We start from the raw sequence: 18,466 nt of genomic DNA on the forward strand, positions 1-18,466 counted from the left end.
GTTCCGGCCGGGCCGCTCCACGCCGGGGCCGGGCCGCGTCGTCGAGACGCGGCGCGGCCCGGCGGCATCCCCGTCCTGGACGCGATATGCGGGTGTTGTATACGCTTTCAGGAGGTTTTCCTGGTGCTCGAGGAGCCTATGGACAGACTCTCTGACGACGACCTGGCGCTGCTGCTCCTCATCCGGTCCTTCGAGCTGAAACTCCTCGAGCTCTTCGAGCGGGGCGAGCTCGACGGCACCACCCACACCTGTCTGGGGCAGGAGTACGTCCCCGTGTCCCTGCGCCCGCTCCTGCGCGAACCCGACTGGGTGTTCAGCAACCACCGCGGTCACGGGCACTACCTGGCCAGGTTCGGCGACCCCGAAGGGCTGCTCGCCGAGATCATGGGCAGGAAGGGCGCGGTCTGCGAGGGCGTCGGCGGCAGCCAGCACCTGCGGCGGGACCGTTACCTGTCGACCGGGGTGCAGGGCCAGAGCCTGCCCGTCGCCGCGGGGGTGGCGCTGCGGCTGAAGCGGCACGAGCCGGGCGCGCTGACGTGCGTGTACATCGGTGACGGCACGTGGGGCGAGGGCTCCGTGTACGAGGCCATGAACCTGGCGCAACTGTGGCGCCTGCCGCTGCTCGTCGTGGTCGAGCACAACGGCATCGCCCAGTCCACGCCGACGGCCCTCCAGATGGCGGGGACGATCGAGGGCCGGGCACGGGCGTTCGGCATCGGCCACCACCGCGTGGACCGGTTCGAGATCCCCCGCATCCGGGACGGCCTGGCGCCCCTGATCGAGTCCGTGCGCGCCGACCCCCGGCCCCTGGTCGTCGAGTTCGCCACCCACCGCCTCGGCCCCCACAGCAAGGGCGACGACACCCGCCCGCCCGGCTTCCCCCGCACCGACTGGTACGCCGCCTACCGGGCCGCCCACCCCGGCCAGGCGGCCCGGGTCGAAGCCGAGGCCCGCGCCCGCGTCGACGAGGTCGCCGCCGAGGTGGCCGCCCGCCCACCGGCGGCCTGGACGGCGGCGTGAGCCCGGGGGAGCCCGCCGGGCGTCCGGGGCCCGCCGTCCAGCCGGTCGCGGACCGTGGCGGCGCCCGGGTGGGGGAGGACCTCAACCGCGCCCTCCACGGCCTTCTGGAGGACGACCCCTCCGTGTACGTCCTCGGCGAGGACCTGCTCGACCCCTACGGAGGCGCCTTCAAGATCACCAAGGGCCTGTCGACGCGTTTCCCCGACCGCGTCCTGACCACCCCGCTCAGCGAGGGGACCATCGTCGGGGCGGCCTCCGGGCTGGCCCTCGCGGGCGGCAAGGCGATCGCCGAGATCATGTTCGCCGACTTCGCCGCGCTCGCCTTCGACCAGATCCTCAACTTCGCCAGCAAGTCCGTCACCATGTACGGCGCCCGCGTCCCCATGCCGCTGGTGGTCCGCTGCCCCTCCGGAGGCCACCGCGGTTACGGCCCCACGCACAGCCAGAGCCCGCAGAAGCACTTCATCGGCATCCCCGGCCTGTCGCTGTTCGAGATGTCGCCGTTCCACGACAACCGGGCCGTCCTCGACCGCATGCTCGCGCTGGGGGAGCCGTGCCTGCTCTTCGAGGACAAGGTGCTCTACACGCGGCGCATGTATCCGCCGGGAGTGGCGGAGGAGCTGTTCCGATGGGATCTCGTGGGCGATGTGGCGGTGGTGCGCCTCGACCCGCCGGTGACCGGCCCGGTGACCGGCCCGGTGACCGGCCCTGTGACCGGCCCTGTGACCGGCCCCGGTTCACCGCCGCTCGCCGGTGCTCCGGAGATCCCTCCCGGCGACCTCGACTACGTCGTCATCGTTCCCGGAGGGCTGGCCCACCGGGCGCTGGCGGCCATGCGAGCCCTGCTGCTCGGCCACGACCTGGCCGGCGTGCTCCTGGTCCCCTCCCGCCTGTACCCCTTCGACCCGGCGCCGCTTCTCGACCTGCTCGGGCGGGCGCCGCTGATCTGCGTCGCCGAGGACGGCAGCGCGGGCGGCACCTGGGGCGGCCACGTCGCCGCCGACCTGCACACCCGGCTCTGGGGGCGGCTCCGGCGGCCGGTCAAGCTGGTCAGCTCGGCCGACAGCGTCATCCCCACGGCCGCCCACCTGGAACGGGACGTGCTGGTGCAGGACAGCACGATCCGCCGCGCCGTACTGGAAGGGCTCGATGGTTGAGATCCGGGTGCCCAAGCTGAACTCCAACGACTCGGCGTACGTGCTGGTCGCCTGGCTGGCACCCGACGGGGCGGCGGTGCGCGCGGGCGAGGTGGTGGCCGAGGTGGAGACGTCGAAGACGGTGGAGGAGCTGGTCTGCGAGCACGACGGCGTTCTGACCCACCTGGCGCCGGCGGGCCGCGACATCGCCCCCGGCGACCCCATCGCCCGCGTCACCTCCCCGGCCGAAGCCCCTGGCCCGCCTCCCCGCCACCCGCCCGCGTCCGCCGCCGCGTCCGCCGTGCCCGCCGCCGTTCCGGTGGCCGCGGGGACCGGTGGCGGGCCGCTGGTCACCGCGCCCGCCCAGGCGCTCATCGACGAGCTGGGCATCGACCCGGAGCGGGTACGCGCGCTCCCGGTGAAGGTGGTGCGCCGCGCCGACGTCGAACGCCTGGCCGCCGCCGGCCCGCACGCGAGCCCGGCAGGCCGTGAAGGTGGTCGCGGCGGCGGCGAGGTGACCGTCGACCGGGGCGCGCCCAGGACCGGCGGTGGGAGCCCGCGGGCGTTGAGCGCGAACCAGCGCGCGGTGGGCAGGACCGTGAGCCTCTCGCACCGGACCGTCCCCGCCGCGTTCGCCGCCGTCAAGGTGGACGTGGGGGCGGCCGCCGCCGCGGCCCGCGACCTCACCCGGCGGCTGCGCATGCTGGTCGGGCTGCCCGACCTGCTGATCTCCGCCGTCGCCCGCCTGCACCACGACTTCCCGCTGTTCTTCGCCACTCTCGTGGACGAGGGCACCGCGAGGGTCCCGGACGCGCCGCACGTGGGCGTCACGATCGACCTCGGCACCGGCCTGTACGTCCCCGTCATCCGGGACGCGAACACGAAGTCCGTGACCGAGATCGCCGGGGAGCTGGGCGCGTACCGCAGGCTGGCGCAGCGCGGCGGGTTCAGGGAGGAGCAGCTGGCGGGCGGCAACATCGTCGTCACCCTGCACCACGACGCCGGCGTCGTCATGGCCGTGCCGATCATCTTCCCCGGCCAGGCGTGCGCCGTCGCCCTCACCTCCCCGCAGCCGGAGGGAGGGCGCACGGTGGCCGTGGTCGGCCTCTCGTACGACCACCGGCTGATCAACGGCAGGGACGCCGTGCTGTTCCTCCAGGCGCTCCAGGAGACGTTAGAGGGGACGCCGGCCGAGGGCCTGTAGGCCCACCAGGTCGTCGGGCAGGGCGTCGGCGCCGTCGTCGACCAGCGACGGCAGCCGGGAGCGCAGCGCGGCCAGCGCCAGCCCCGCCATCGCCACCGCGAACAGCACGTACATCAGCCCGACGCCGCGCCCCTCCCCGGTGCCCACCAGCGCGCCGGCCGTGGACGCGAGCGGCCCGTCCGGGGCCACCAGCGGGTCGAACACCGCCGCCCCGTACGGCGCCACGAGCCCGAACCCGAGCGGCAGCGTCGACCAGGCGATCAGCGTGTTCAGCGCGAAGACCCGGCCGTGGAACCGCTGCGGCACCTTCACCTGCACGATCGTGGCGTAGATGCCGTTGAGCAGCGTCAGCCACAACGACATCCCGAACGCGCCGACGCCGATCGTCACGAGATCCGCGCGCAAACCCGTGACCAGGCAGAACGCCGCCAGCGCGAGCGTGCACCAGAGCACCGCCCGCATGCGGTGCCGCCCCGGCCCGCCCCACACCGTCATGGCCAGGCCGCCGATCAGCACCCCGAGCCCCGACAGGAAGGAGATGCGCCCCACGTCCTGCAGTTCGGCGAACGAGAGCACCAGCGGCGAGAGCATGAGGAAGAGCGGCGACAGGAAGATGTTCAGCGCCGCGAAGAACAGCAACATCCGCCGGAAGCCGTGGTGGCCCCAGGAGTAACGGAACCCGGCGACCAGCTCGGCCACGACCGGTTCCTTGCGCCGCCACGCCAGCCTCGCGGGGAAGCGCACCAGCGACGTCACCACGATCGCGAACGCGTATCCTGCCACGTCCAGGATCAGGATGCCCTCCAGCCCGATGACGGCCATCAGCCCGACGGCGGCCAGCGGCACGAGCAGCTGCGTCATGCCCCCGGCCATCTGCACGATGCCGTTCGCGTGGCCGAGGTATCGCTTGGGGACGAGCTGCGGGATGGCGGAGCTGTACGCGAGGCGCTGGAAGGTGAGCGCCACGGACAACACCGCCAGCAGCGGGTAGACGTGCCAGGTCTGCAGGTTGCCCGTCCAGAGCAGGACGCCCAGCATGAGCTGGGTGCCCATGGCGGCGTAGTCGCCGGCGAGCATGACGGTGCGGCGGTCGTTCCTGTCGACCACGGCTCCCGCCAGCGGCGCCACCAGCATCCCCGGCACCAGGCCGATGACGGCGAGCAGGGCGAACTGGGCGAGTGAGCCCGTCGTCAGGTAGATCCAGATGGGGATGGCGAACTCGGTCAGGGCCGACCCCATGATCGAGATGAGCTGCCCGCTCACGACGCCGAGGAAGCGCCGCATGCTCGGCTCCGGGGCCCCCGCCCGCCCGCCGGGGCGGCCCGCCACTCCGGACCGCCCGCCGGACCGCCCGCCGGACCGCTCACAGGACCGCCCGCCGGCCTGCTCGCCCGGGTGCTCGCCGGAGTGCTCGCGGGCTGCGGGCCGGTGGCCGGGGTCCGTCCTGGACACCTCGCGCAGGCGCCAGTTGGGTCCTGACGTCTCGCCTCCCGAGGCCACGGCCCCGTGGACGCTGGTGACGATCTCGGCGAGCTCTTCCGCCCGATATTTCAGGAAAAAGTGGCCAGCCTCGTCCAGCTCCACCACGGCTGCCACCGGCGTCAGGAAGTGCCACTCCCTGAACCGTTCCTCGAAGTACTCGGTCGCCGGGTCCCGCTCACCCGCGACGCTGATGATCGGCGCCCGCAGCGGCGTCACGGAGCTCCGGAACAGGCCGGTGAAATACTCCTCGGCCGCCTCCGTGTCCTCGCGCATGTTCCTGATGATGTGCCGCGCCTGGCCCGGGTCGAGGTCGCTCATGTCGAGCCCCATCGACGTCAGCCAGTTGGCGTAGCTGCGGTCGCTGCGCATGTACTCGCGCCTGGCCAGCCGCGACAGGGCCGCCAGCACCCGGTTCCCCGGCTGGGCGAACGGGAAGATCGCCCCGATGTACACCGCTTCGAGCGACCGCCCCGCCGCCTCCAGCCGCCGCGCGATGGCCACGGTCAGCGCCGACCCGACCCCGCAGTGACCGTACAGGGCCAGCGGTCCCCGTACGTTCCGCAGGATCTCCTCCACGCAGCGCTCCGCCACCTCCTCCAGGGGCTGCGGGTCCTCGTCCAGGCCAACGTCGTGCCCGGGGATGGACACCGCCCACAACGCGTGCGTCGCCGGCAGGGCGTCCGCCAGCGGCTGGTACGCCACCGCCGCGCCGCCGCCGTACGGGACGCACACGTACGTGAGGTCGGCGGGCCCGGCCCGGCGCGGCGTCAGCTCGTGCAGGAGGGGGCGCGGCCCGGTGGCTCCGCCGTCGGCGTGGGCGGCCAGTTCCCTGACGGTCGGGTGCTTGAACAGGTCCACCACGGCGACCGGCGCCGAGCCCCGCGGCAGCTCCCTGCGTAACCGTGCCACGACCTTGATGGCGAGCAGCGAGTGCCCGCCGGCGCCGAAGAAGTCGTCGTCGATGCCGAAGTCCGCGCCGCCGAGCACGTCCGCCCAGACGGCGTGCACCAGGCGCTCGGTGCCGGTGCCCGGCTCGGCGCGGGCGCCGCCCGCGCCGTCGCCACCCTCGCGGGCGGCGGCGCGGGCAGGCGGCGGCGCGGGCAGGCGGCGCCGGTCCACCTTGCCGTTGGCCGTGAGGGGCAGCCGGTCGAGCGGGACGAAACGGGTGGGGATCATGTACGCGGGCAGGGTCTCGACGAGGTGCGCCCGCAGCCGCACCGGGTCGGGGCCGGCGCCGACCACGTACGCGACGAGCTGCGCGCCGTTGCCCTCACCGTCGGTGGTCACCACGCACTCGGCGACGTCCGGGTGACGGGCGAGGTGGGTCTCGATCTCGCCGAGCTCGATCCGGTAGCCGCGGATCTTGACCTGGGCGTCGGCCCTGCCGAGGAACTCGATGGTGCCGTCGCCGGTGTAGCGGCCCAGGTCGCCGGTCCGGTAGAGGCGCTCGCCGGTGCGCGGAAGGGTGACGAAGGAGGCGGCCGTCCTGTCCGGGTCGCGCCAGTAGCCGGTGGCGACGCCCGCGCCGCCGATGTACAGCTCGCCGGGCACGCCCACGGGGACGTCCCGCAGGCCGGGGCTGAGGATGTGGAAGGTCTGGTTGGCCAGCGGGCGGCCGTACGGGATGGACGTCCAGGACGGGTCCACCGCGCCGATCGGGTAGGAGATGGACCAGATCGAGCCCTCGGTGGCGCCGCCCAGGCTGACGACCTCCGCGTCAGGGGCGAGCGCGCGGATGCGGTCCGGCAGGGTCAGCGGGATCCAGTCGCCCGAGAGCAGCACCAGGCGCAGCGAGCCGAGGTCGGTCCCCTCGTGCTCGGCGTGGTCGACGAGCAGCTCCATCAGGGCGGGCACGGAGTTCCAGACGGTGACGCGCTCCTCGGCGACCAGGCGGGCCCACGCGGCCGGGTCCTTGTCGCCCGACGGGTCGCCCATCACGAGGGTGGCTCCGGCCGCGAGGGCGCCGTAGACGTCGTACACGGACAGGTCGAAGCTGAGCGCCGACAGGGCGAGGAACCGGTCGGCGGGGCCGATCCGGTGGCGGTGGTTGAGGTCGCGCACGGTGTTGACGGCGGCCCGGTGCTCGATCACCACGCCCTTGGGGGCGCCGGTCGAGCCCGAGGTGAAGATCACGTACGCGAGGTCGCCGGGCGTGGCCGGGTTGTCCAGCGGGTCGCCGCAGGCGTCCGGGACGGTGAGGCGGGTCAGGCCGGCCGGCCAGGCGAGGCCGAGCCACGGCTGGGTGACGGCGATCTCGCACCCGCCGCGCTCGATGAGCTCGAACCGCCGCTGGTCGGGCAGGTCGGCGTCGACCGGCAGGTACGCGGCCCCGGCCAGGTTGATCGCCAGGACCGCGGCGACCTGCTCCCAGCCGCGCTCCATCACCACCGCCACGAGCCGCCCGGGGCCGGCGCCGGCGCTCACCAGTCCGGCGGCCAGCGCGCGGGCCCGCCCGAGCAGCTCGGCGTAGGTCAGCGCGCCGCCGGGGTGGACCACGGCGACGGCGCCGCAGTCACGGACCGGGTCCGTCAGCAGCCCGGGCGGGCCCAGGTCGGCCGCGGTGTCGTTCCAGCGCCGCCGCTCCTCCCGCTCGGCGGCGGTCAGCAGGTCGAGCTCCGCCACCGGCGTCTCCGGTGCGTCGGCCACCTGGGCCAGCAGCGTGGCCAGGTGCCCCGCCATGCGCTCGACCCGCCAGGCCGAGAACAGCGCGGTGTTGTAGACGAACAGGAACGACCCGTCGCCTCCGGTGTAGAGCTCCAGGTCGAACCGGGTCGCCCAGCGTCCCGGCTCGAACCCCTCCAGCGCCAGCGCCCCCGCCTCCGGCTCGCCGCCGTAGTTCTGCATGGCGAGGATCACCTGGAACACCGGCGAGCGCGACGGCTCCCGCGCCACGTTCAGCTCCGACACCAGCCGCTCGAACGGCACCTCCTGGTGCGTGTACGCGTCGGTGGCCGTGTCGCGCACCCGGCGCAGCAGTTCCGCGAACGTCGGCTCGCCCGACAGGTCCACCCGCATCGCCAGCATGTTGACGAAGCACCCGATCAGCCCCTCCAGCTCCGGCACCATCCGGCCGGCGACGGGAGAGCCGATCGTCACGTCCCGCTGGCCCGCGTACCGGCCGAGCAGCACCGCGAACGCCGCCAGCAGCACCATGTACGGCGTCGCGCCGTGCTCGCGCCCCACCCGGTCGAGCCGCCCGGCCAGCTCCGCGCCGACGGAGAAATGGTGCGCCGCCCCCGCGTGGGTCAGCTCGGGAGGGCGCGGCGCGTCGGTGGGCAGCTCCAGCGGCTCCAGCCCGGCCAGCCGCTCCCGCCAGTACTCCACGTCGCCGCCGGGCCGGTCCCGCTGCCAGGCGGCGAAGTCCCCGTAGCTCACGGGCAGGCCGGGCAACGGCTCCCCGCCGCAGAGCGCCACGATCTCGCGCAGCAGCACGTTCGCCGACCAGCCGTCGGCCGCGATGTGGTGCACGGCGATGGCCAGCACGTGGTCGTCGGCGGCCAGCCGCACCAGCAGCGCCCTGATGACCGGCCCCGACGCCAGGTCGAACGGCTCGGCCAGGAACGGACCCACCAGTTCCCTGGCGGCCGCGGCCGACTCCGCGTCCGCGACGGCCAGGGGCGCCGCCGCCTCCCGCGCGACCAGCACGGACGGCTCCCCGTCAGGGCCCGTGGGGAACGTCGTGCGCAGCGGCTGGTGCCGGGACACGATCCGCTCCAGCGCCGCCTCCAGCGCGTCCGCGGTGAGCGGGCCGCGCACCCGCCGCACCAGGGGAACGGTGTGCGCCGGGCTGCCGGGGGCGTACTGCTCCATGAACCACAGCCGCTCCTGCGCGTACGACAGCGGCGGCGCCTGCCCGGGCGGCAGCGCGGGGATCGACGGCCCGGCCGGCGGGCGGCGCCTGCGCAGCCGCTGGGTCAGCAGCGCCCGCTGCGCCTCGCTCAGTTCCGTCATGGACCCTCCCGATCCAGCAGGCTCCTCGCCTGCTCGTCGGACAGCACCGCCACCTCGGCGGCCAGCGCCTCCTCGACGGCGACGGCCAGCGCGGCCACGGTACGGCGGTCGAACAGGGTGCGGATCGGCAGGTCCACGCCCGCCAGGGCGCGCAGCCTGGCGGCCACCCTGATCGCGAGCAGCGAGTGGCCGCCGAGCGCGAAGAAGTCGTCGAAGGCACCGATCTTGCCGGCGCCGAGCACCTCCGCCCACACGTCCGCGACCAGCTCCTCCGCGTCGGTGCGCGGCGGCACGCCGCCGCCCTCGGCAGGCCCTGGCAGGGGCAGCGCGCGCCTGTCCAGCTTGCCGTTGCGGGTGAGGGGGAGGGCGTCCAGCACGACCCAGCGGGTGGGGACGAGGTGCGGGGGGAGCCTGCGGGCGACGTACTCGGCGGGCTCGGGCGCGTACCCGCAGGACGTGCCGGGGACGACGTAGGCGACGAGGTCGCCGTCCCTGGCCAGCACCGCGGCCTGGTGCACGTCCGGATGGCCGAGGAGGCAGTGCTCGACCTCGCCGGGCTCGATCCGGAACCCGCGCACCTTCACCTGGTCGTCCAGCCGCCCGAGGAACTCCAGCTGCCCGTCCCGCCGCAGGCGCACCCGGTCGCCGGTCCTGAAAACGCGGCCGCCCGGCCCGCCGGCGAAACGCGGGTCGTACCCACCGAGGTAGCCGCGGGCCACGCCGGGCCCGCCGACGTGCAGCTCGCCCGGCGCGCCAGGAGGCACCGGGCTTCCGTACGCGTCGAGCACCCTGACCGTGGTCGCCCGGACCGGCCGGCCGATGGGCGGGCGCGGGTCGCCGCCGCGCAACTCCGCGGCCGTGGCGATGATCGTCGTCTCGGTCGGCCCGTACGTGTTGACCAGCCGCACCCGGTCGCCGAACCGCTCCCGCCAGCGCTCCACCGCCCCGGCCCGCACCTGCTCGCCGCCGAGGATCACCAGGCGCAGCCGTTCGGGCCAGGACACCTCGTCGATCATGCCCACCAGGTGGTGGAAGTAGGCGGTCGGCAGGTCGAGCACGGTGACGTCGGGCCGTCCGGCGAGCAGCTCCGGCAGGGCGGTTCCGCCACCGGGCAGCAGCTCGACCGTGGCGCCCGCCGCCAGCGCCGGGTAGATCTCCTCCGCGTGGGTGTCGAAGCCGAGCGCGGCCAGCTGGACGACGCGGTCACCGGGACGCAGGCCGTAGACGGCCCGCATCCACCGGACCCGCTCGGCCAGCCCGGCGTGCTCGACCACGACGCCCTTCGGCGCGCCGGTCGATCCCGAGGTGTAGAGGACGTACGCGGCCCCGCCGCAGTGTTCGCACGCCGCCCCGTCGCGGTGGTCGCGGGCCGGGCCGCCGGAGGTTTCGTGCACCGCCCCGCCCGCCTCACCCCGCGGCGCGACGTGGGGCCCTCGCGCGGGGCCGTCCTCGATGACGAGGCCGTCCGTGACGACGAGGGACGCCACGGAGGCCATGGCGCGCAGGCGCTCCTCCGGGTAGGCGGGATCCAGCGGGAGGTAGGCGGCGCCGGCCCGCCAGATCGCCAGCATGGCCACGACCGCGTCGACGGAGCCGCCGGCCATCCGCAGCCCCACCGCGCCCCCCGCGCCCCCTGCGCCCCGCCCGGCCAGCTGCCCGGCCAGCCGGGCCACGCGCCGTTCCAGGCCGGCGTACGTGACGGCGTCCTGGCCGCAGCTCAGGGCCACCCGGTCCGGGTACGCCGCCACCGCCTGCGCGATCAACTCCGGCACCCGGGCCGCGGGATCGGGGCCGTCCCCGCCCGCGGCCGCCCAGCCGGGCGGAGGGCAGCTCGCCGTCTCGATCAGCGCCTCGTCGGCGGCCGTGAGCACCGGCAGGCGCGACAGCGGCGCGTGCCGGTTGCGGGCGTCGGCCACCCCGCGCAGCAGCACCTCGAACCGCGCCGCCAGCCCGGCCACCGTCGCCGCGTCGAACAGCCCGGCGTCGTACCCGAACGCCACCCGCAACCGCCCGGGCGCCCGCCACGCCTCCACGGTCAGGTCGAACTTCGCCTGCCGGTACCCGTCGTCGAAGAACGACATCCGCAGGTCGCCCAGCCGGTCCCGCGCCCCGTCGCGACCGGCGAGGTCGGCCGCCTGGCCGTTCAGCGCGAACAGGGTCTGGAACATCGGCTTCCTGGTGATGTCCCGCTCCACGTCCAGCTCCGCCAGCAGCTGCTCGAAGGGCACGTCCTGGTACGCCATCGCGTCCAGGACCGTGCCGCGCGTGCGGGCCAGCAGCTCCTCCAGCGTCGGGTCACCCGACAGGTCGCCCCTCAGCACCAGCGTGGTGCTGAGGTAACCGACGAGCGGCTCCAGCTCCACCCGGTTCCGCCCCGCCGTGGGCGAGCCCACCAGCACGTCGTCCTGCCCGGTGTGCCGCGACAGCAGGAGCTGGTACGCGGCCAGCAGCACCATGAACAACGTGACCTGATGCCGGCGCGCCGTCGCCTCCAGCGCGGCCAGCAGGTCGCCGGGCACGTCCAGCAGGTGGACGCCGCCGCGCGAGGGCTCCGCGCCGTGCGGCCGGTCGGTGGGCAGGTCCAGCGCCGTCGGGTCGGCGAGCTGGGCCCGCCAGTACTCCAGCGCCTCCCCGGTGTCCTGCTCCCGCTGCCAGAGGGCCACGTCCCCGTGCTGCACGGCCAGGGCGGGCAGCCCCGGCGGGCCCGACCCGACGGCGCCCGCCGCTCCGGACGGGGCCGCTCCGGACGGGGCCGTTTCGTGGAGGCCCGCTTCGTACAGGGCCGCGAGGTCGTCCAGGAGGACGGTGATCGACCAGCCGTCCGCGACGATGTGGTGGAGCACCACGCACAGCACATGGTCGTCGGGGCCGAGCCGGATCAGGGAGACGCGCAGCGGCGGCGCCGCACCGAGATCCAGCGGCGCGTTGGTGCGGGCGGCGACCAGCGCGCGGGCCTCGTCCTCGTCGCGGGCGCCGAGCCGTTCGACGCGGACGGGCGAGGGGCGCTCGACGACGGCCACCGGCCGGCCGTCCACCTCGGGGAAGCGGGTTCGCAGCGACTCGTGCCTGGCGACCACCCCGGTCAGCGCCCGCCGCAGCGCCTCCTCGTGCAGCGGGCCCCGGAGCCTGCGCACGACGTACATGTTGTACGAGGCGTCGCCGGGATCGAGCCGGTGCAGGAACCACAGGCGTTCCTGGGCGGGGGAGAGCGGCGGCAGCGTGCCCGCGGGGCGGGGCAGCAGCGGCCTGCCCGGCGCGTCCTGCTGTTCGTCCAGCGTCGCGGCGAACCCGGCCACGGTCGGGTGCGCGAACAACGCCCGCAGCGGCGCGGGCGTGCCCGCGGCCGCCAGCCGGGCGATGACCCGGGTCGCCAGCAGCGAGTGGCCGCCGAGCGCGAAGAAGTCGTCGCCGGCGCCGAGGTCGCCGGTGCCGAGCACCTCGGCGAAGATCCGCGCCACCTGCCGTTCCCTGGCGGTGGCCGGCCGCCCGCCCCGCCCCGCCGCGGGACGCGACGGCGCGGGCAGCGCCTGCCGGTCCACCTTGCCGTTCGGGGTCAGCGGCAGCGCGTCCAGCGCCACGACCGCCGAAGGCACCATGGCCGCCGGCAGCCACTCCGCCGCCCGATCCAGCAGGTCGCCGGGAGCGCCGGGCGCGACGTAGGCCACGAGCACGTCGTCCCGCGCCACCACGGCGGCCTCGCGCACCCGCGGATGCCGCAGCAGCGTGGCCTCGATCTCGCCGGGTTCGACGCGGTGGCCCCGCACCTTGACCTGGCCGTCGTCCCGTCCGAGGAACTCGAGGGTGCCGTCGCCGAGCCACCGGACCCGGTCGCCCGTCCGGTACCGGCCGCCCTCGAACGGCTCCGGCGGCTCCCCGGGCCCGCGCAGGTAGCCGAGGGCGACCCCCGCCCCGCCGATGACGAGCTCTCCCGGCACGCCGACCGGCGCCGGCGACCCCCACCGGTCGAGCACCTGGACGGTCGTGTTGGCCAGGGGCCTGCCGATGCTGATCCGCCCGGGTGACTCGGGCACCTCCCAGGCGGTCGACCAGATCGTGGTCTCCGTCGGCCCGTACATGTTGAACAGCCGCCGCGCCCGCCGCCGCAGCCTTCCGGCCAGCGCGAGCGGCAGCGCCTCGCCTCCGGCCAGCGCGACCAGCCCGGCCGGGTCCAGGCCGCCGGCCAGCAACATGCTCCACCCGGACGGCGTCGCCTGCACGTGCGTCACCCCGGACCGGGCGACCAGCCCGGCCAGCGCCACGCCGTCCCGCGCGGCGGCGTCGCCGGCCAGCACCAGCCGCCCGCCCGTCACCAGCGGCAGGTACAGCTCCAGTCCCGCGATGTCGAACGACAGCGACGTGCTGCCCAGCCACGCGTCCCCCGGGCCGGATCCGAGCAGGTCCGCCATCCCGGCCAGCAGGTTGACCAGCGCGGAATGCGGCACCGCCACCCCCTTCGGCACCCCGGTGGACCCCGACGTGTGCAACACGTAGGCGGCCGCGCCAGGCCCGGGACCGGCCTCCGGCGCTCCGCCGCCCGGCCCCGTCCCGGCCGGAGCGCCTCCCGGCATCGTGCCGGCCGGCGCGGTCAGGGGCAGCGTCCTGATGTGCTCGGGGAGCGGGGCCGACGGGCCGGCGAGCGCCACGCGTACCCCCGCCCGATCCAGCATCCCGGCGACCCGCGCCGCCGGCAGCGCCGGGTCCACCGGCAGGTAGGCGGCCCCCGCCAGCATGACGCCGAGGAGCGCCCCCGGCAGGTCGGCGGTGCGGGGCAGGCACACCGCCACCACCGACCCCGGCCCGGCCCCGCACGCCCGCAACTCCCCGGCGACCGCCCGCGCCCGCTCCGCGACCTCGGCGTACGTGCGCCGCACCCCGCCGTGTTCCCCGCCGTGTTCCCCGCCCTGCTCCCCGCCGTGTTCCCCGTCGCACTCGACGGCCACCGCGTCCGGCCGCGCCCCCGCCTGCCGCAGGAAGAGGTCCACCACGGTGCCGTCAGGCACGGCGAGCGCGGTGGCGTTCCAGGTCGTGGCGACCAGCTCGCGCTCCCCGGACGGCAGCACGTCGAGCTCGGACAGCCGCGCCTCAGGGCGGCCCGCGACCGAGGCGAGCAGCGTGCGGAAACGGGCGGCCAGCCGGTCGGCGGACGCCTGGTCGAACAGGTCGGCGCTGTAGACGAACGCGCCGTGCAGCCCGTCGCCGTCGGGCCACAGGTCCACCCGCAGGTCCACCATGGCGGGCGGCACCCCGTGCGGGAACGGCGTGCTCTCCAGGCCCGCGAACGTCGCCGCCTCGCCGAAGCCGACCGCCGCGTTGTGCAGCCCGAACATGGTCTGGAACAGCGGCGTGCGGCTGAGGTCGCGGTCGATGTCGAGCGCGGACAGCACCCGCTCGACGGGCGTCTCGCCGTGCGCCATCGCCTCCAGCACGGTACGCCGGGTCCTGCGCAGCAGCTCGGTGAACGGCGGATCGCCCGACACATCGCCCCGGAGCACCAGAGTGGAGGCGAACAGCCCCACCATCGGCTCCAGCTCCGGCCGGGCCCGCCCGGCGGTGGGCGTGCCGACCAGGATGTCCTCCTGCCCGGTGTGCCGGGCCAGCAGCGCCTGGTAGGCGGCCAGCAGCACCATGAACAGCGTGCAGCGCCCCGCCCGCGCCAGCCGCCGCAGCCCGCCCATCAGCGCCGGATCGAGGTCGAAGTGCGACTCGCCGCCCCTGCTGCCGCGACGGGCCGGGCGCGGGCGGTCGGCGGGCAGGTCCAGCGGGGTGGCGCCGGCGAGCTTGCCCGTCCAGTAACCGACGTCGGCGTCCGCGGCCCGCTGCGCGCCGGCGTACCCGGCGTACGTCACCGGCAGCTCGGGCAGCGCGGCCGGCGTGCCGTGGACCCGGGCGGCGTAGCACCTGGCCAGGTCGTCCATGAGCACGTTGAGCGACCAGCCGTCGCCGATGATGTGGTGCAGCACGACGCAGAGCACGTGGTCGCCGCCGGCCAGCCGGATCAGCGTGATCCGCAGGGGCGGCGCGGCGCCCAGCTCGAAAGGGGTGTTCGCGCGTTCCTCGCACAGCCGCTCGGCCTGCTCGGGCGTCGCGAGCTCGACCAGCTCGACGGGTACGCGACCCGGCGGGTCGACCACGGCGACCGGCTGCCCGTCGGCCTCGGGGAACCTGGTGCGCAGCGCCTCGTGCCTGGCCGCCACGTCGGCGAACGCGCCGGTCAGCGCCCCGGCGTCGAGCGGGCCGCGCAGCCGCCGCGCGACGACCACCCGGTAGGCGGGGTCGGCCGGGTCGAGCCGCTGCAGGAACCAGAGCCGCTCCTGCCCGAAAGAGATCATGCGCGCAGCTCGCTCACCGCCGCCGCCACCCCGGTGACCGTGGGATCGTCGAGGAACACGTCGAACGGCACCTCCACGCCGAGCCGTTTCCTGATCCTGGCGCTGATCTGGGTGATGGTGAGCGAGTGGCCGCCCAGGTCGTACAGGTCCTCGTCGGGGGCGACGTCGTCGATCCGCAGGACCTCCATCCAGATGAGCCGTACCTGCTCGACCAGTTCGCCGTCCACGGCTCCCGTCTCCCGCGCCGGCGCGGGCGGGCCGCCGGAGCCGGCGGCGACCGGCGGCGGGGCGGCGGGCCGCGCGCGAGCCGGCGCCAGAGCCGTCAGGGGCACGTCGGGGGCGGCGCTCGCGGCGGCAAGCACGGCCCTCAGGTCCTCGCCTGCCGCCTCCACGTCCCGCGCGGACACGAGGTCCGGGCTGTAGTGCAGGGTGAGCCGGAGCCCGTCGTCGCCGTCCACGGCCTGCAGGTGCAGCACGTTCCTGACCGTGCGGCTCGACATCTTCCACTCGGCCGACGTCCGCAGGCCGGGGAAGACCACGTTCGCCGCCCGCCGCCGGAAACTGATCGACACCGGCGCCAGCGCGGGCCGCGGCCTGACCCCGCCCGCGGCGCGGGCCGCGGGGACGTCGCGGAAGCGGTTCAGCTCGCGCACCTCCGCCCTGAGGGCGTGGGCGAGCTCCCTGAACGTGGTGTCCGGCTTGGGGGCGGAGTAGACGGGCAGCTCGGTGGCGAACAGACCGATGTGGTCCCGCGTCCCCGCCTGCCGGGTGGACATGGCGATGGCGACCGCGACCTCCGCGTTGCCGTAGGAGTACAGCAGGCCGTGCACGGCGGCGAGGAACGCCTCGAACCGCGTGACCCCGGCCGCCTGCGCCGCGGCCATCTCGCCGGTCAGGTCGAGCAGGACCTCCTCGGCGCGGCCCGCCGTCCCCACGGTCCTGACCGTCCCGCCGATCACCACCTCGGACGCGTCCCGCCAGCGGGCCCGCCAGTACGCGGAGGCCTCCGGCGGGATCGCGGGCGGCGCACCGTACGGCATGGGCAGCGGCGGCGGCGCCTCGCCCGCGTAGGCGGCCGCCAGGTCGCGCGTCAGCAGGTCCTTGGACATGCCGTCGAACACCAGGTGGTGCCCGACGAACAGCAGCACGTGCCGTTCCCTGCTCACCTCGGCCAGCGTGAACCGCGCCAGCGGCCCGCGCCCGAGGTCGAACGGCCGCGCGGTCTCGGTGCGCAGCAGGTGCCCCGGATCCGGCGCGGTCGTGAACACCACGGGCGGCCGACCGGCGGCCGGCACGAGGTGCAGCTCGCCGTCGCGCTGCTCGAACGCGCACCTCAGCACCGGATGGCGGTCGACGACCGCCTCGCACGCCCGCACCATCGCCTCCCGGTCGAGCGGCCCGTCGAACCAGAGGGCGAACGGCATGTGGTACGCCGTCCCGGTGCCGTGCAGCACCTCGGTGATCCACATGCCGTGCTGCGCCTGCGATGCCAGGACCATGTTCACTCCTCTGCCAGACGGCGCAGTTCCCGCTTGATGACCTTGCCCGCGGCGTTCCTCGGCAGGACGTCGAGGCAGAGCAGCTTCGACGGCAGCGCGTGCCCGGCCAGCCGGCCGCCGAGGAAGGACCGCACGTCGCTGAGCGCCAGCGGCTCGCGGGCCACCACCGCCGCGGCCACCGCCATGCCCATCACCGGGTGCGGCACGCCGAAGACCGACGCGTCCGCCACCGCGGGATGCTCGTGCAGCGCGGCCTCGACCTGCAGCGTCGAGACCTTGAACGCGCCCGACTTGATCACGTCGCCGCCGCGGTCGACGAGGTACAGGTAGCCCTCGTCGTCGAGGTAGCCCAGGTCGCCCATGCGCACCCAGCCGTCCTGGAAGGCGTCGTCCCGCTCGCCGTAGTAGGCGCGGGGGTGGTCGGCCGCGCGCAGCCACACCTCGCCGGTCGTCCCGGCGGGTACGGGTTCGCCCGCGGGGCCGGAGATCCTGAGCCGCGACCCGCCCGCGGCGCGGCCGAGGGAGCCGGGCCGGTCGCCGTCGTAGATCATGATGGTCTGGGCGGGCGCCGCCTCCGTGGAGGTGTAGTAGTTGGCCACGGTCGCGTTGGGGAACGCGCCGGTGAGCTCGGCGGCCACGGCCGGCGGGAGCGCGGCGGCCGAGCCGAGCAGCAGCACGCTCGACAGGTCGTGGCGGTCCTGCACGCGGGCGTTGAGCAGTTCGATCGCCATCGCGGGCACCACGAAGCAGGTGCCGGCCGCGTGCTCCTCGATCAGGGCGGCGAAACGGGACGGGGTGAACACCGGCAGCGTGACCACCGTGGGGGCCGCGGTGAGCGCGTGGAGCAACATCACCTGGCCGGCGTTCGTACCGATCGGGAAGGCGTGCACCAGATGCCGGGAATGGGCGAACGGGCGGCGCTTGGGGTGCACCGTCGGTGAGGTCAGGTTGGCGTGGGTTGCGGCCACGCCCTTGGGCCGGCCGGTGGTGCCGGAGGTGTAGAGGATCTGGGCGAGCGAGAGCGGGTCGAGCGCGGGCGGAGGCGGCGCTTCCGAGGGGCGTGACAGCTGCTCGAAGGCGATGACGGCGGGCCCCGCCGGCGGCTCGCGCAGCGCGTCGCGGCCGTGCACCACCGCGGCGGCGCCGCAGTGCCCGATCATGTACGCCTGCTCGGGAGGGGCCGCCCGGTCCGGCAGCGGCACCGCCACGCCGCCCGCCTTCAGCACGGCCATCCAGGTCACCGCGTAGTCCAGCCAGTCCTGGCCGCCGAACACCAGCGCCACCCGATCACCCTGGAGGGGCCCCGGCAGCCCGCGGGCGGCGGCGGTGGAGCGCTCGTCCCATTCGCGCAGGGTCAGGGCTCCCTGGCCGGCGACGACGAGCGCTTCGTGCTCGGGTTCGGTGGCTGCTCGGGACGACAGGAGTTCGGGGACTGGAAGGGCCGACGGAACCACCCCCAGAATTTTTTTCGTCGTGCCGCTTGACGCTAGAAAAAATGCACAAAGGCGTCAAGCCCTCACCTTCTGGCGCTTGCCGACATCTGGTCACGCGTGACACACTCGCCGCGGATTCCCCGATCACGGAGGGTTCGCCAGGTGCAGATGGATGGAGAGCTCCGCGAGCGGCTCGCCGGCATGATCGTCAAGGCCACGGACGGCGCCGTCGACCCGGCCGAGGTGATGGCCGGGCGGACCCGGCTGAGCGATCTCGGCGTCACCTCGCTCGCCTACCTGCGGCTGATCGACGCGGTGGAGGCCGAGTTCGGGGTGCAGCTCGAACCCGCCACCCTGGACGGCCTCGACGAGCTGGTGGACTACGTACGGCTGCACGGCTGACCCGCCCGGC

The 18,466-nt window shown here is 75.1% G+C and carries 8 protein-coding genes; 4 read left to right on the top strand and 4 right to left on the bottom strand.

Translation table 11 applies throughout. From position 1 onward, the window contains the following. Window positions 1-138: 138 nt before the first annotated feature. From ABGB14_RS18375 to ABGB14_RS18385, 3 genes are read left to right on the top strand one after another with little or no spacing between them, the layout of a single operon-like run. Complete coding sequence (locus ABGB14_RS18375; protein ID WP_347644887.1) at window positions 139-1,020, top strand: thiamine pyrophosphate-dependent dehydrogenase E1 component subunit alpha; 882 nt, start codon at window positions 139-141, stop codon at window positions 1,018-1,020. Continuing rightward, on the top strand, window positions 1,017-2,177 hold the full coding sequence (locus tag ABGB14_RS18380) for an alpha-ketoacid dehydrogenase subunit beta (RefSeq protein WP_347644888.1): 1,161 nt from the start codon (window positions 1,017-1,019) through the stop codon (window positions 2,175-2,177). Before ABGB14_RS18375 ends, ABGB14_RS18380 begins: the two co-directional genes overlap by 4 nt. Beyond that, on the top strand, window positions 2,170-3,360 hold the full coding sequence (locus ABGB14_RS18385) for a 2-oxo acid dehydrogenase subunit E2 (protein WP_347644889.1): 1,191 nt from the start codon (window positions 2,170-2,172) through the stop codon (window positions 3,358-3,360). The genes ABGB14_RS18380 and ABGB14_RS18385 overlap by 8 nt, the downstream gene beginning before the upstream one ends. Here ABGB14_RS18385 and ABGB14_RS18390 read toward each other — a convergent pair. Genes ABGB14_RS18390 through ABGB14_RS18405 form a run of 4 tightly spaced genes read right to left on the bottom strand, consistent with a single transcriptional unit; the run spans window position 3,331 to window position 18,075 of the window. Then, window positions 3,331-8,793, bottom strand: a complete 5,463-nt coding sequence (locus tag ABGB14_RS18390) for an amino acid adenylation domain-containing protein (protein ID WP_347644890.1) — start codon at window positions 8,791-8,793, stop codon at window positions 3,331-3,333. The genes ABGB14_RS18385 and ABGB14_RS18390 overlap by 30 nt on opposite strands. Beyond that, window positions 8,790-15,122 carry an amino acid adenylation domain-containing protein gene (locus ABGB14_RS18395; RefSeq protein ID WP_347644891.1) on the bottom strand — a complete coding sequence of 2,111 codons (6,333 nt, stop codon included), beginning with the start codon at window positions 15,120-15,122 and terminating at the stop codon, window positions 8,790-8,792. Before ABGB14_RS18395 ends, ABGB14_RS18390 begins: the two co-directional genes overlap by 4 nt. Then, window positions 15,119-16,621: a condensation domain-containing protein gene (locus ABGB14_RS18400; protein ID WP_347644892.1), complete on the bottom strand. Its 1,503-nt coding sequence runs from the start codon at window positions 16,619-16,621 to the stop codon at window positions 15,119-15,121. Before ABGB14_RS18400 ends, ABGB14_RS18395 begins: the two co-directional genes overlap by 4 nt. Before the next feature lie 2 nt (window positions 16,622-16,623). Then, window positions 16,624-18,075: an AMP-binding protein gene (locus ABGB14_RS18405; RefSeq protein WP_347644893.1), complete on the bottom strand. Its 1,452-nt coding sequence runs from the start codon at window positions 18,073-18,075 to the stop codon at window positions 16,624-16,626. A 147-nt stretch (window positions 18,076-18,222) separates the two neighbouring features. On the opposite strand from ABGB14_RS18405, the gene ABGB14_RS18410 reads away from it, so the two are divergent. Next, window positions 18,223-18,456 (top strand): acyl carrier protein, encoded by a 234-nt coding sequence (locus tag ABGB14_RS18410; RefSeq protein WP_347619463.1) that lies wholly within the window; start codon window positions 18,223-18,225, stop codon window positions 18,454-18,456. The last annotated feature ends 10 nt before the right edge of the window (window positions 18,457-18,466 follow it).

This window comes from Nonomuraea sp. B10E15 (assembly GCF_039871615.1).
Classification (GTDB): Bacteria; Actinomycetota; Actinomycetes; order Streptosporangiales; family Streptosporangiaceae; genus Nonomuraea.

Bases quoted from the DNA above. Each gene is read 5' to 3' on its own strand.
- ABGB14_RS18375 (WP_347644887.1), top strand. From the start codon at position 139: ATGGACAGACTCTCTGACGACGACCTGGCGCTGCTGCTCCTCATCCGG.
- ABGB14_RS18385 (WP_347644889.1), top strand. From the start codon at position 2,170: ATGGTTGAGATCCGGGTGCCCAAGCTGAACTCCAACGACTCGGCGTAC.
- ABGB14_RS18390 (WP_347644890.1), bottom strand. From the start codon at position 8,793: ATGACGGAACTGAGCGAGGCGCAGCGGGCGCTGCTGACCCAGCGGCTG.
- ABGB14_RS18395 (WP_347644891.1), bottom strand. From the start codon at position 15,122: ATGATCTCTTTCGGGCAGGAGCGGCTCTGGTTCCTGCAGCGGCTCGAC.
- ABGB14_RS18400 (WP_347644892.1), bottom strand. From the start codon at position 16,621: ATGGTCCTGGCATCGCAGGCGCAGCACGGCATGTGGATCACCGAGGTG.
- ABGB14_RS18410 (WP_347619463.1), top strand. From the start codon at position 18,223: ATGGATGGAGAGCTCCGCGAGCGGCTCGCCGGCATGATCGTCAAGGCC.